This is a genomic window from Microbacterium sp. SW12 (genome assembly GCF_055391095.1).
Window position 1 is genome coordinate 1,345,656 of the sequence record NZ_AP024335.1, and the last position, 12,956, is coordinate 1,358,611.

At 65.7% G+C, this 12,956-nt stretch carries 14 protein-coding genes; 8 read left to right on the plus strand and 6 right to left on the minus strand.

What is annotated here, in order from left to right:
- The first annotated feature begins 19 nt into the window (after positions 1 to 19).
- From MICSW_RS06775 to MICSW_RS06785, 3 genes are all read left to right on the plus strand, one after another.
- Positions 20 to 1,267, plus strand: coding sequence for a hypothetical protein (locus MICSW_RS06775; protein WP_464497988.1), 1,248 nt, complete (start codon positions 20 to 22; stop codon positions 1,265 to 1,267).
- Positions 1,264 to 1,542, plus strand: coding sequence for a hypothetical protein (locus tag MICSW_RS06780; protein WP_228179538.1), 279 nt, complete (start codon positions 1,264 to 1,266; stop codon positions 1,540 to 1,542). Before MICSW_RS06775 ends, MICSW_RS06780 begins: the two co-directional genes overlap by 4 nt.
- A gap of 128 nt (positions 1,543 to 1,670) precedes the next feature.
- Positions 1,671 to 2,594: an AbaSI family restriction endonuclease gene (locus MICSW_RS06785; protein WP_464497993.1), complete on the plus strand. Its 924-nt coding sequence runs from the start codon at positions 1,671 to 1,673 to the stop codon at positions 2,592 to 2,594.
- Here the strand turns inward: MICSW_RS06785 and MICSW_RS06790 are convergent.
- Positions 2,542 to 2,952 (minus strand): DUF6994 family protein, encoded by a 411-nt coding sequence (locus tag MICSW_RS06790; protein ID WP_464497996.1) that lies wholly within the window; start codon positions 2,950 to 2,952, stop codon positions 2,542 to 2,544. The two genes, MICSW_RS06785 and MICSW_RS06790, sit on opposite strands and share 53 nt — an antisense overlap.
- 98 nt (positions 2,953 to 3,050) lie before the next feature.
- Complete coding sequence (locus tag MICSW_RS06795) at positions 3,051 to 4,874, minus strand: hypothetical protein (protein WP_363493359.1); 1,824 nt, start codon at positions 4,872 to 4,874, stop codon at positions 3,051 to 3,053.
- Positions 4,875 to 5,333: 459 nt separating this feature from the next.
- Between MICSW_RS06795 and MICSW_RS06800 the strand changes: the two genes are divergently transcribed.
- Both MICSW_RS06800 and MICSW_RS06805 read left to right on the plus strand, forming a co-directional pair.
- Positions 5,334 to 5,771, plus strand: a complete 438-nt coding sequence (locus tag MICSW_RS06800; protein ID WP_464498000.1) for a YciI family protein — start codon at positions 5,334 to 5,336, stop codon at positions 5,769 to 5,771.
- Entirely contained in the window at positions 5,764 to 7,044 is a 1,281-nt protein-coding gene (locus tag MICSW_RS06805; RefSeq protein ID WP_464498267.1) for an RNA polymerase sigma factor, read from the plus strand. Before MICSW_RS06800 ends, MICSW_RS06805 begins: the two co-directional genes overlap by 8 nt.
- Positions 7,045 to 7,050: 6 nt before the next feature.
- On the opposite strand, the gene MICSW_RS06810 is transcribed toward MICSW_RS06805, so the two are convergent.
- A complete protein-coding gene (locus tag MICSW_RS06810) occupies positions 7,051 to 7,419 on the minus strand; it encodes a type II toxin-antitoxin system PemK/MazF family toxin (RefSeq protein WP_464498004.1) in 369 nt (122 codons plus the stop codon).
- Positions 7,416 to 7,637, minus strand: a complete 222-nt coding sequence (locus MICSW_RS06815) for a ribbon-helix-helix domain-containing protein (RefSeq protein WP_464498007.1) — start codon at positions 7,635 to 7,637, stop codon at positions 7,416 to 7,418. Before MICSW_RS06815 ends, MICSW_RS06810 begins: the two co-directional genes overlap by 4 nt.
- Positions 7,638 to 7,721: 84 nt before the next feature.
- Between MICSW_RS06815 and MICSW_RS06820 the strand changes: the two genes are divergently transcribed.
- A complete protein-coding gene (locus tag MICSW_RS06820) occupies positions 7,722 to 7,991 on the plus strand; it encodes a FitA-like ribbon-helix-helix domain-containing protein (protein WP_464498009.1) in 270 nt (89 codons plus the stop codon).
- Positions 7,988 to 8,416: a type II toxin-antitoxin system VapC family toxin gene (locus MICSW_RS06825; RefSeq protein ID WP_464498012.1), complete on the plus strand. Its 429-nt coding sequence runs from the start codon at positions 7,988 to 7,990 to the stop codon at positions 8,414 to 8,416. The genes MICSW_RS06820 and MICSW_RS06825 overlap by 4 nt, the downstream gene beginning before the upstream one ends.
- On the opposite strand, the gene MICSW_RS06830 is transcribed toward MICSW_RS06825, so the two are convergent.
- A protein-coding gene (locus MICSW_RS06830; protein ID WP_370428832.1) for an IS3 family transposase occupies positions 8,400 to 9,796 on the minus strand; the annotation gives its coding sequence in 2 pieces (ribosomal slippage) (positions 8,400 to 9,460 and positions 9,460 to 9,796; 1,398 coding nt in all). The two genes, MICSW_RS06825 and MICSW_RS06830, sit on opposite strands and share 17 nt — an antisense overlap.
- A 251-nt stretch (positions 9,797 to 10,047) precedes the next feature.
- On the opposite strand from MICSW_RS06830, the gene MICSW_RS06835 reads away from it, so the two are divergent.
- On the plus strand, positions 10,048 to 10,686 hold the full coding sequence (locus MICSW_RS06835) for a hypothetical protein (RefSeq protein ID WP_464498015.1): 639 nt from the start codon (positions 10,048 to 10,050) through the stop codon (positions 10,684 to 10,686).
- A gap of 455 nt (positions 10,687 to 11,141) precedes the next feature.
- On the opposite strand, the gene MICSW_RS06840 is transcribed toward MICSW_RS06835, so the two are convergent.
- Positions 11,142 to 12,932, minus strand: a complete 1,791-nt coding sequence (locus MICSW_RS06840; protein ID WP_464498017.1) for a GmrSD restriction endonuclease domain-containing protein — start codon at positions 12,930 to 12,932, stop codon at positions 11,142 to 11,144.
- Between the last annotated feature and the right edge of the window lie 24 nt (positions 12,933 to 12,956).

Consider the following 12,956-nt stretch of genomic DNA (forward strand, 5'->3'; position numbering starts at 1 on the left):
CCGGGAGGTTGATGTGGGGATGACTTTCCCGATCACGGACTTCATGTCCGACGACTACGCGCCGCCATATCGTGCCGCGCTGCGGCCCACCGACTTCGAGTTCTTCGATGGAAGCGACGTCGGCGGCGACTTCGCCGGCTACTGGGGGTGGCGTGTCCGCGGTCTGGCGAGGGACGGGTCGCCGTGCGATTACGTCATCGCGAACGCGTACTGTTTCGACCCGTTCGAGGATGATCCGGGCACGGAGCATCCCCACTTCGGTCTGCGCCGGATGGAGTCGATGATCGTCTCCGGTGAGCCACCGGTGTTCGCCGAGCGCCTGCAACACCCCTTCACCCGGGAGCTCGAGGGGGAGGGGGCCGTCGACGACTGGGTGTGGGAGATCCAGTCGCGGGATGCCGAGGGCCGAGATCACGGGCGCCAGAGCCGGTGGGCCGGTGACGATCTTGAATCCATGGTCGGGCGGGCGGAGTGGGGAATCGTCGCGTATTCGACGCACGAGGTCAGTCTGAGGAGCTTGTGGACCCGCGGTGACCTGCGCCGGTGGTTCACGAGTGCTCTCGCCGGAACTCAGGTGTCGGTCGAATTCGCGGATGTGACGCGGATGCCGGCCTTCGAAAGCAGGTTGGTCAGCACCGGAGCATTCCTGCGAGACATCCTTCCCGACGGTGCGGTCCCGTACCGCCCGATCCTCATGTCCACCGAGTTCGACCGGCAGGAGTGGATGGCGCAACGCGTCAGCTTCGCGCGGGACGGGGGCGACGCGCTCCACGCGGTCGACGAGATCGAGCCCATCGTGTGGACGAACATGTCGGGATCCGAGGTGTTGTCGTGCTGGGCGACCAAGGTGCTGCTGTGGAGCGAGTTGGTCGCGGATGCCGAGATCGATCGCCACCCGCAGGTCGCCGGCACTGCGGTGCAGGCACCTCAGGTGAGTGACATGTCGCCGGCGGCTCGCGACGCAGACGACGCGACCTCGGTCGGGGAGTGGCTCGCGATCCACGTGATCGGCACGGATGCCGCGATCGTGGTCCCGACGGCTTACACGCTGCTGGAAGCGAAGGTGGACAACGACGGCGCGACCGTGACCTTCTCTGCGCACGAATCAGGAAGGCGGACGGCGCGGAATCGGCGCCGCGCCCGGTTCGAGGCCGAGTGGGGAGAGTGGCTCGACGAGCACGTGACGCTCACCGACGAACAGATCGACGTGGGCATCGCGAGGGCGGAGGCGATCTTCCGCGATGCGCTCGCGAAGGAGGAGAAGTGAACACGCGAGTCAAGCAGGATGACGGCGTCTTCATTGAGAGCGAGTCGGATGCCGATCGCCCCCGTGGTTGTTCCTGGGACGAGACGGTCTGCACCGCGGCCCCGACTCACCGCATCATGACCTCTCACGGCGCCGGCGATGACGCGCACGTTCACGCTGACACTCTGTGCGGGCGGCACTACGCGCTTTCGCTCGTGCGGCTTGCCCAGGTGCACGCCCCCGGCTGCGCGAACCCGCTCTCCCAGCACGTTGATGTCTACGGACCTGTGGAGTGAACCTGTCGTTAGGAGAGACAAGTGACCACTGAAATAGACACCGAAGTATGCGCACACGACCGCGAGGATCCCCTCGCGCTTGAGGAGGTCTACTCGTGATTGTCAAGAAGGCCGAATCGGAGTTTGCGATGAAAGTTCAGCAGCCGGGTCACGAGCAGAGGCCGAAGCGCAAGCGCGCCCCACGCACCCCGCCGTCGGAGCTCGACTACTACGCGCGGATGCTGCAGAAGATCCAGACCAAGAAGCACGAGGTCTACGCGATCAGTCGCATCCTGCACCGTCTCGATGACCCGGAGATCGAACTCGTCACGCAGCAGGCCGTGCACACGAGCGATGGGCTTGCGCTCCTCGACCTCTATCTCCCCCAGTTCGGAGTCGCGCTCGAGGTGGATGAGCTGCATCACCTAGCGGCCGGGAGTAAAGATGCCGACAAGGCCCGCGAGCAGCGCGTTCTCACCCTTGCGAACCTCGAGTTCGTGCGGTTGGGCATCGGCCAGGTGCGCGAGCGGGATGAGTTCCGCAACAAGGTGGATGCCTTCATCGATGACGTCCGAAGCCGCAAGCAGGCCGCGCTCTCGGGCGGTACATTTACCCCGTTTGCCTTCGGCGCGCGTTTCGACCCCGACTACTGGCGGGCAAAGGGGCGATTGACCGTCGAGGACGACGCGCAAATGCAGGTAACGCACCACGTCACGCGGCTCTTCGGATACAACCACAAGGGGTGGCAGCGGGCGGTGTTCCCGCTCGCGGACGGTCGTCAGCTCTGGATGCCGCACCTCGCCCAAGAAGGAGCACCGAAGCGCGACGACTGGGACAACCGGCTGAGCGGGGACGGCGAGACGATCGTCGAGCAGCGTCTCGGTGACTGGCAGACACACCCGTACGAGGATGTCGAACGCGTCGTCTTCGCGAAGTTCCGTGACCCGGTGCTCGGTGCCGTCTACTACCGCTTCCTGGGTGTGTACCGGCTGGCATCCCAATTCTCGGACACCGCCACATTCACCCGCATCTCGACTGAGATCCAACTACCGTCGCCCGCGAGACCCAGTTGAGCTGCGAAGTGGAGGTCGACGGGTCGCAACTTCGAATCCGTTCGTCTCGCGCCGCGACGAACGCGTTGCTCGCCTCCACGTACCGGACATAGTCGTCGAGGGTCTTGGGCACAGCCGGAGTCGCGAAGTCGGGGAAAGGATGGAAGAACCCGATTTCGCCTCCGGCCACGAGGCCATCGAGAAGCCAGGAGGAGACGTACCCGTCGAACGTCTCGAAGAGGTCGAAGAACTCCGCGTAACGTGCCAGTGCCTCACGAAGCGGACTGTCCCGGCCCGAGTAGTGGCGGCGGGCCCGTTGTTTCGAAGTCGAACGTTGCGAGCCCGCGAGGCAGGTCGCGCGCAGCCGACAGCGATGCATCCTGGCGTCGCGCCGGATGAGAGGCGGATGCGGTACTACGAGCGGCTCTGGGATGCGACGTGATGGTGTCGGTGTGCTTCACGAGCAGCACGTCCGACTCAGTCGCGGAGGTACCAGGTCGGCGCGAAGTCGCGGAAGATCGATCCCAACCGGTCGATCGTGTCGTCGCCGGGACCCCCGAAGCCTGCCGGGCATGCCAGCCAGGTCTCGACATACGGTTTGTCGACCCCGGGTGTCGTAATCAGGTTCTCGACGGTGTAGCACTGCCCGTCCCACGTCGAGCCGCCGAGCGACGCGAGCTGGTCGCTCCCGCCGCAGGCGGAGCAGGCGCTGAGGAAGATTCCGTCGCTGCCGAAGGTGAACGTGTTGAATCCGTAGGAATCTGAGCGGGTGTAGGTGCCGAAGAGTGCTTCGAGGGTCGGCGGCTCGGGTTTGAGCTGCACCTGAACGAACCATGCTGGGTAGCTCGATATGGACTCGGTGCTGAGATCGCCGATGTAGTCGACAAGGGTCTGCGCGGCGCTCAGGAGGAGGAGCATCTTCACGGCGTTCGCCATCTTCTTCAGTGCGGGTGTCGCCGCGGCGTTGCGGTTGCCGTCCACGTCGCTCGTGATCACCTCGACGGAATCGGCGACCATGTCGATGTCGAAGCTCGCGGCGCATCCCGCGAGCCACAGCGTCGTCTCGGCCGGATCCTGAAGCGTAGAGAGTTGGGTGAGGTCGCAGTTCTCGAGCGCCGCAAGGACGGTCAGGATGCCGCCGACGACCAGATCCTCTTCGCCCGCGATCTGATCCATGGCGAGTTTCAAGGTCGAGGACACGGCGACCTGCACGATGTTGGGAAGACCGAACTCCATGATCCGACCCGCGGCGGCGTCACGAAGGTTCTGCTGCGAGAACGTGGCGGAGTACTCCTGCGTCGCGAAGACGAACGAGTCGGGTGAGAGTCCGAGCGAGGTTGCGCCGTCGAAGAAGGTGCTCATGCCGACGCTGATCGCGCTTGCGATGGTCGGTTCGACGCCCGACAGGCCGGCCGAGACGGGCACGACACCTTCGGCGAAGGTGACGGGGAAGCCGTAGCCGCGGTTCGCGGCCGCACGGACTTCGAGCAACTCCGCATCCTCGGCGGCGCCGGTGCAGAGCAGGACGGCGGCGGTTCCCACGGCATCACCGCCGAGCCCGTAGTCGACGTCGACATTGTCGCTCATGAGTGTGTCGTCGACCCACGAGGGCAGGTCGGCGGAACAGACGGGGTTGGCTGCGGCGTTCCCGAGAAGGTCGTGGCTGAATCGGAACAGGTGCTGGGATCCGGTCTCCCACCCGGCGACGTAGGCGTCTCCGAAGTCGACGATATAGTCGCCGAGCGCGCTGACGACGTCTTCGGTCGCAGAGATGAAGGCATCCCATACCGAGAGGTGGTGCACGAGGGCGGTCACGGTGAGGCGGTCTTCGCTGATCGTCGTGTATTCGGGAACCCACGCGTCGATCTCTTCGTCGAAGTACGCGAAGGTGGCGGCGGCGGCTTCGGGGAGGGGCGTAGGCAGCTGCCAGCTCAGGGTGACGCCGGTGTCTGGGATGTCGCCCGTCGGGGTGATCTCGAGTGGTGTCGGGGCGAGGTACGAAGTCGGCACCACCGTGGTGATGGCGTCGAGCAGCTCGGGTGTCGGCTCCGCCTCGACGATGCTGAGGTCGACGCCCGTGGCCTGGACGGTGAGAGTGCCGGAACCCCATTCGTGGGTCACGGTCGTCTCGCGAGGGAGGGCGAACCAGACGACGCCTGCCGCGATGAGGGCGACGACCGCCACGATCGCTGTCGCGAGGAAGATCGCGCCGTGCCGGCGGGGGCGCCTCGTCGTGCGGGTTTGTTCGCTGCCGATCGCTGAGTCGCCGGGTTCTGCGTTTTCGGGAGCCGTTGGGGTCACGGTCGTGCTTCCTTGTCGGGTGGCCGAGCCAGTCGCGGAAGGGACATGACGGCTCACCTGCAACGTACGCCGCGCCAAGACGCGAGCATGGGTTCCGGGCATATCCCGGATGATCTCGAACACTTCGTCGCGCGCCGTTTCGCACTGGTGCGGCCTCCCACGCGCTCAGGCGGAGCGTGTTGGTGCGGTGGTGGGGCGAGCGCCACACCCGTCACGTGGAACGACGCTCGGAGCTTGCCTCAGGGACGACGGATGCCGCACCGACGCACTCCTCGGCTGGGTCCTCCCTCTGGCACCCACTGCGCTCGTGCTCGCGACCCTCTGGACAAGCTGAAAAACGGCATCCGGGAACTTTCGATCCCGATGTCGATATCCCCGAGTGCCATTCGACGCGATAGTGAAGGGAGTGCGGTGGCGGGGGAGTCCCCGGACCACACCATGACGACGGAGGAGTCACCAATGAAGCACATGCTGATCATGCGAGCGAACGCCGCAGCGGTCGAGGCGTATGGCGAGATGAACATGGAAGACGTCATCAACGCGATGGGCGCGTTCAACGAGTCCATGGTCACCGCGGGCGTCCTGGTCGGTGGGGATGGCCTCGCGCCTGAGCCCGGGTACGTCGTCGACTTCTCGGGCGAGACCCCGGTCGTCAGCGACGGGCCCTACGGCGAGGTGCACGAACTGTTCAACGGGTTCTGGATCGTGCAGACGGCCACGGTCGAAGAGGCGCTCGAGTGGGCCAAGCGCGCCCCGCTCACCCCCGGCAACCAGATCGAGGTGCGCCGCGTGACCGACGAGTCGGATTTCGCCGATTTCGCCGACAACGAGTACCTCCAGAAGCAGGTCGAGTGGCGCGAGGCCGAGCAGGCTGCGGCCCGGCCCGAGGCTGGCTGAGGCCGCCATCGACACCTCGATCCGTCGCACTGTCGACGCGCTCTGGCGCATCGAGGGTGCCCGCATCGTCGCCGCCGTCGCGCGCATGACGGGCGATGTCGGGTTGGCTGAGGATGTGACGCAGGATGCCGTCGCCGAGGCGCTTGTCGCCTGGCAGCGCGACGGCATCCCGCGCAATCCCGGGGCATGGCTGACAGCGGCCGCCAAGCGACGGGCGATCGACGCGTGGCGGCGACGCGGTGAACTGGATGCCCGCTACGCCGTGCTCGCGCGGGATCTCGGCGAGGCCCGCGAAGACGAGTGGGAACCGATCCCCGACGACGTGCTGCGGCTCGTGTTCATCGCGTGTCATCCGGTGCTCTCGCGGGAGTCGCAGGTCGCCCTGACCCTCAGGGTTGTCGCCGGACTTTCGACCGAAGAGATCGCCCGGATGCTGCTCACTCGCGTCCCCACGGTGCAGGCGCGCATCACCCGGGCGAAGAAGGCCCTCGCCGAGGCGCAGGTGCCGTTCGAGTCGGTTCCCGCGAGCGAGTGGCGGGCGCGCCTGGCCGGTGTGCTCGGTGTCGTCTACCTGCTCTTCACGGAAGGGTATGTCGCGACATCCGGCGACCGCTGGACCCGTCCCGATCTCGCTGACGAAGCGATCCGCCTGTGCCGGATCGTGGCCGAGCTGCTGCCGCGCGAACCCGAGCCGCTCGGACTCCTGGCCCTCATGGAGTTTCAGCGCTCGCGCTTCGGTGCCCGCGAGGAGCGCGACGGCACCCCCATCCTGCTGGCCGATCAGGATCGGCGCCGATGGGATCACGGTCAGATCGCGCGCGCCCGGCAGGTGCTGGCACGCGCTGACGCGGTGGCACGGGCGCGGGGCATCGCGCGAGGGCCGTACGCCCTGCAGGCGGCGATCGCCGAGTGTCACGCGGTAGCACCGAGCGTGGCTGAGACGGATTGGGCGCGCATCGTCGTGCTCTACGACATCCTGGGTCGCATCGCCCCGAACCCGATCGTCGAGCTCAATCGGGCAGTGGCGGTGTCGATGGATGCCGGTCCCGCCGAGGCCCTGCGGCTGGTGGACGATCTCGTCGAGCGGGGCGAGCTCAGCGGATCACCCCTCGTGCCGAGCGTCCGCGGTGAGCTGCTCTCGCAACTCGGGAGGTCGCGCGAAGCGCGGGAGGAGTTGCTTCGGGCTGCCGCGATGACCGAGAACCGCGCGCAGCGCTCAGTGCTGGAGCGCAAAGCAGCGGCGCTGCCGGAAGCGACGGATGCGGCCGGCTGAGCGCCGTTACAAAGACAGGTGCAGCCGCAACGCGTCGTCGAGAGCGCCGAGCGATTCAGCGGTGATGCGGCCAGTGACGCGGCTCACACGCGAAATCGATACAGCGCGCACCTGTTCTGCCTGGGCTTTGCTGGGCCGGGGGAGTCCCGATTCTTCCGGCGAGAGAAGCACCTGAAACGGATGAACCGTCGAGATGTTCGAGGTCACCGGCACGACCGTGATCACCCCGTGCCCGGTGCGCGCAGCGCTGAGGTTTGCCGTCGCGTTGCTGACAACGATGGCCGGGCGAGTTCGCGCGGCTTCGGATCCGACGGCTGGGTCGAGATCGACGAGCACGACGTGACCGCGCCGCAACGCGCGCACAGGATCTGTCACCGCCGCGCAAGTCCGTCGCCGGATGCTGCATCCCACGCGTCGTCGGCAGGTTCGGCGAAGGCGTCGGCGTAGGCATCCGCGAGTCGTTCTTCGCGCAGCACCCGCACGGCGTCTTGCACCGCCGCGGATCGACTGGAATAGACGCCGGCCCGCGTCTGGTCGTCGAGGAACGCGAGGTCATCGGTGCTGAGACTGAGGCTGACTTTCACATGCACCACTCTTGGATGCTACCGAAGTAGCAAGATCGCAGGTGGAGTGAGTTGGGGATCCGAGAGAACAAGTACGCGATGGGGGAGGAATGCATGCAGAATGCAGGCATCCGCGCCTACCCTGATGCCATGCCGGTGAACATCACGATCCGCAACGTGCCCGATGAGGTGCGCGACGAGCTCGCTGCCCGCGCGGCGCGGTCGGGCAGGTCGCTGCAGGAGTTCCTGAGCGCGGAGTTCGTCCGCACCGCGAGCACGCCCAGCGCGGCCGACGCAGCGGTGCGAGCGCGACTGGGCGCCAGTGTGAATCCCGCCCTGACAGCGGACGAGATCGTCGCCGCTGTCAACGAGGGGCGTCGGTGACAACGGATGCCGACCGCGCGGCATCCGCGCTCGTGGTGCTCGACGCATCAGCCGTTGTGGCCATGGTCGCGTCAGGTGGCGAGCTTGGAGACCGCATTGCGGCCCGTCTCGCGGATGCGACGCTGCTCGCGCCGCACCTTTCGCCCACCGAGGTTGACAGTGCATTGCGTGGCCTGGAGCGGGGCCGAAAGATCTCGACAGTGCAAACGGATGCCGCGCGCGACCTCTTCGCCCAGTTTCCGATCGACCTCTGGCCGTGGCACCTTCTGTCGGCGCGGGCGTGGCAGCTGCGGGCGAACGTGACAACCTACGATGCTGGATACCTCGCGCTTGCCGAACTCACGAATGCCACGCTTGTGACCTGTGACGCCCGCCCGGAAAGTGTCAAGGCGGGTGAGACAGATTCCGTCAGGCGGTCTGTATGAGGGCCTCCTGTGAGGGCTGGTTGATCCAGGCGGCCTCGGGCAGCTTGGGCGCCTGGGGTCGGCGGTGGCCGAAGCGCTCGGGACGGGCGGCGTAGGCCGCGTCCAGGGTGGCCTGGCGCTGGGCGCGGACCTGCCCGGCGGTGCCGAAGTGGACGCTGGCGGGGGTGTGCAGCCCGATCCCGCAGTGGCGGTGCTCGTGGTTGTAGTAGGCGAAGAACTGCTCGGCGAACGCGCCGGCGTCGGCCAGGGACCCGAAGCGCTCGGGGAAGACCGGGGCGTACTTCAGCGTCTTGAACGCCGCCTCGCTGTAAGGGTTGTCGTTCGACACGTGCGGGCGGGAGTGCGACCTGGCCACCCCGAGGTCGACGAGCAGCTGAGCGACCGGTTTGGAGGTCATCGAGGTCCCGCGGTCGGCGTGGATCGCCTCCGGCACGCCATGGATGCCCATGGCGTGCTCGAGCAGGTTCTTGGCGATCTCGGCGTCCTCGCGGGCCGCGATGGTCCAGCCCACGACGAACCTGGAGAAGATGTCGAGCACGACGTACAGGTCGTAGTACACGCCCCGCTCCGGCCCCTTGAGCTTTGTGATGTCCCAACTCCACACCTGCCCCGGCGCCGTCGCGACGAGCTCGGGCCGGGTCCGGGGCGGGTGGCTCGCCTGCCGGCGCCGTTCCCCGGCCATGTCGTGCTCGCGCAGGATCCGGTGCATCGTGGACATCGAGCACAGGTAGGTGCCCTCGTCCAGCAGCGTGGCCCAGACCTGGGCGACCGACTTGTCCGCGAACCGCTGGCTGGTCAACACGGCCAGCACGTGGGCCCGCTCGGCGGCGGACAGCTTGTTCGCCGGTGCCGGCCGCGGTGTCCGTGGACGTGGCGGTGGCGGGTTCTTGGCCCGGTAGTGACTGGCGCGGGAGCGACCCAGCAGCGCGCACGCAGCCGCGGTGCCGACGTGCTCGGCCAGCCCGTCGACGGCCGGGTTGATCACCGCGGCGACCGCGGCGGCTTGTCCGCGCTCTCGGAGAGCGTCTCCAAGAGCGCGTGTGCTTTTCCCATCAGGTCCAGCGCCGCCCTGGTCTTGGCCAGCTCGGCCTCGGCCTTCTCCGCCCGGGCCCGTAGCGCCTGCAGCTCCCGCTCGCGCCGGTCCCGCGGCTTGCTGCCCAGCCCGGACAGCGAGCCGGCGGCCGCGGCCTTGCGCCACTCGATGATGTGGGAGGTGTACAGGCCCTCCCGGCGCAGGATCTCCCCACGCCCAGAGCGGTCCGCGGCGTCGTACTCGGCCAGGATCGCCGCTTTGAACTCGGCGGTGAACGTCCGCCTCTTGGGCCGGTCAGCACGAGGAGCCATAGCCCCATCATCGGTGCCGACGTCAGCAACCGTCATCGTCATCTCAGTATTGGTCCGTTCTCGCCCCGTGCAGTGCGAAGGTCAGCAGTGCTGGTGTCTCACCCCATCCTGACGCACAGGGGCCTCGGGAACGTTCCTGGCGTGGCCGCACGCGTCGAGGTCTTCGCCTAGCTTCCCGAGAACGCGGTCGAGCTTCGCGTCTCTAAGTCCGTCACACTGTGTAGACGGCGTCTCAGTCTCAGTCTCCATCGGGGCTCAGAGCGCCCAGGTGTGATCAAGGAGGCGACATGCGGTCTGTGCACGAGCTGTCGGGCGAGCCCTGGCCCCACGACATGGTGATCAGCGTCGATCAGCCCAACAACCTGCTCACGCTGCTGTTCGTCCGCGAAGTGTGGGACATCGCTCGAGATGTGGACATCCCCGCGCTGGCGCCGCCACCCGCGCCCGGAGACTCAATGCGTCCAGAATCGCCGTCGCCGGATGTCTGGTCTGAGCGTTGGGTCGATACGTGGAACGCCGCTTGGGCATGGCACGTGGACGGCGGAGGAATCCAATACCGGGATGCAGGGCGGATTGACCCTCAGGCTGCGCTTGCCGAACTGGCCGCTCACCTCCCGCCGATGTGGGAGACGCAGTACGGAAGCGAAGGCATCGACCGGGATGCCTTGTGGCAATGGATGCGGACCCTGCACGATGTGCCCAGACGACTCGATGAGGCACCCGAACGAAGGAGCCTCTCCGATCTCATCGAGGCGTGGCGGGACGGCATCGACTCCATCATCGTTCTTCCCTATGGCATCGACTTCTCCCGACGGATCACGTCCCGGCACCTCGTCGTTTCATCAACGACCCGCGATGACCCTGCCCTGTACGGACAGGCGCTTCGGCGAGCGGTGGGGGCACCGCCCAGCCTCGGCACTCCGTGACCCCTGCAGTCGCTAAGCAATGGCAAACAGAGGAGCTCGTCGTTAACCTGACCCCGTGGGGACGAATCGGTCCGGTGGCCAAGCGCCGACCAATAACACTTGGATGGAATGGCGCGGGTTCACATTCACCCTCGTAGCTGGCGGGGCCACCGTAATGGGGAGCGTTTCGTTGTCCCTGATCGGTCTACCGAAACTTGAGCTCGCACGCGCGGAGTACGCGCCGCAGGCAATTCTCGCCGGTGTGGGTGTGCTCACGACGCTCGCTTCTCTTTTCACCAATCGACCACGGCAGGTTTGGACTCTCGCGGGCTTGGCTGTGATTGCAAGTTTTGCGCTCTTCGTCATCTGCGCCGTACGCTCCGGCAACGTCTTCATGTGGACGTTCACCATCGTTCAGGTCGGTGCGGCCGCGTGCTCGATGCTGGCGGCGCGCCAAGGCAACCCAGGATTCTCTCCTAGAGCGAGAAGTAATAGTCCCGGATCACCTTCGCCATCAGCGCCCGCCGCTCCTTGAGAAACGCGCCGTACGTCTCCGCTGTGGTCGTCCGGATACTCGCCGGAATCGCGTTCGCGCGCAGGTTGGCATCCAACTCGACCTCTGACGCGAGCTCGCCGAGCCGAAGCACCCCATCGGCGACCTGCTGGTCGACACGCGCCATGTAGTCGGCGGGGGCGGCGTCCTTGATCGAGATGTTGATCGGCGTCTCGGTGAGAGCGAAGTTGGCGATCTGGTTATAGTCGCCGCGGTCGTTCACTCCGTTCGAAACGAGGTAGTTCTTCGGGATCACGTGATGGATGTCGCCGACTTCTTCGACCATGCTCGAGACCGTGACGTTCTTGGACAGGAAGCCGCGCGCCTGCGTGTGGATCTGTGCAGCGAGGAAAGCAAGGAAGTAAGGACTCCGTACCGACGAAGACTCCATCTCCATTGGAAGGCCAACATCCCAGAAGGTGTCAGCCAACTGCGACGATTCAATGTCGCTCAGTGTCTGCAGGGCGCCGATCTCGTTGATCCGGCGGATGTCGGCTTCGAATGCGGTCTCGAAGCTGCCGGTGTACCGGCCGGTCAGCACCGACATCACGAACCAGCGACGAACAACGAACTTGATCTGCCCCTCATTCAGCGCCCGCTCGGAACGAAGCTTGAGATACAGCGCGTAGGCGAAGTTGAGGGCGTTCTTCGAACTGATCAGGCGAGGGGCGATGAAGCCGGCCGACTTGATCGTGAGGGTGAACTGCTGAAAGTTGTACTGATTCACGATCTCGAGCAACACGCTTTCGAGGCGCTTGAACGACTCGACTGCGAGTTCCTCGCTGAAGGTGCGGGTTTCGAAGTCGCGTCCTGATAGAACACTCACGAGCGCGGCGACCTTCCCACGTGAGAACTCCTTGATTCCCGCAACGCGGATGACGTCGGTGTAGGTCGGGTCGTATAGGTCTGAGTTGTCGTTCTTCAGCCAAGCAATTGACTTTAGGTACCTGGATGCCGCGAATGCGGTGTCGTGTTTCTCGATATGGGTGTACACGTGCGGCGCGACTGCCAAATGGCAGAAGTAGTCGATGAGCTTGCGCAGATCGCTCCCGATCTGCCCGTGACTCGCGATCTTGCTCATGGCGAAGTCAGCACTGCTGAGCGCCACACCCTTGGAGTTGATGCGGATGAAGATCTCGGTGACGGTCTCGATGTCGAGATCTTCAGCGAGTGTGATGATGCCGACTTGGGCCTGGCGGATGCCAGCCAGACGTTCGAGTGCCTTTTCTACGCCGTCTGCGTCGATGTGCTCGTTCGCTTCCATGTATTTCCGGGTCGCCGAGAACATTGAAGACGAGTTGAGGAACTCTGCCACGTCTGAGATCCAGGCGGGGTCACGATCCAGGATCGGTGTCTGCGTGGCGAACTGCTCGGTGATGGGGTTGAACGCGATCTTGATCCGCTTGCGTCGGTAGTTCTTGTCGACGACCTCCTGTCCCACGAGGGCGGCGGTCATCGCCGTGATGCGCTGCTGACCGTCGATCAGGATCTGTCGAAAGGCCGACACGGATCCGTCCTTCAAGCCCACGTCGGCGCTCTGCCAGGTGATGAGGTACCCGATCGGGAAGCCGTTGTACAGCGAGTCCAGAAGGTCCCGGACCTTCGTCGAGTCCCACACGAAGGGTCGCTGCATCTCGGGGATGGCGACCTGCCCAGACTTGACCCACGAAAGGAGAGTCTCGACCGAGTGCTGATGGACTGTGTACTTGGACATGTGCTGACCCCCGTGGCGCAAGAA

Bases quoted from the DNA above. Each gene is read 5' to 3' on its own strand.
- MICSW_RS06835 (WP_464498015.1), top strand. From the start codon at position 10,048: ATGCGGTCTGTGCACGAGCTGTCGGGCGAGCCCTGGCCCCACGACATG.
- MICSW_RS06775 (WP_464497988.1), top strand. From the start codon at position 20: ATGACTTTCCCGATCACGGACTTCATGTCCGACGACTACGCGCCGCCA.
- MICSW_RS06820 (WP_464498009.1), top strand. From the start codon at position 7,722: ATGCAGAATGCAGGCATCCGCGCCTACCCTGATGCCATGCCGGTGAAC.
- MICSW_RS06800 (WP_464498000.1), top strand. From the start codon at position 5,334: ATGAAGCACATGCTGATCATGCGAGCGAACGCCGCAGCGGTCGAGGCG.
- MICSW_RS06790 (WP_464497996.1), bottom strand. From the start codon at position 2,952: ATGCATCGCTGTCGGCTGCGCGCGACCTGCCTCGCGGGCTCGCAACGT.
- MICSW_RS06785 (WP_464497993.1), top strand. From the start codon at position 1,671: ATGAAAGTTCAGCAGCCGGGTCACGAGCAGAGGCCGAAGCGCAAGCGC.
- MICSW_RS06840 (WP_464498017.1), bottom strand. From the start codon at position 12,932: ATGTCCAAGTACACAGTCCATCAGCACTCGGTCGAGACTCTCCTTTCG.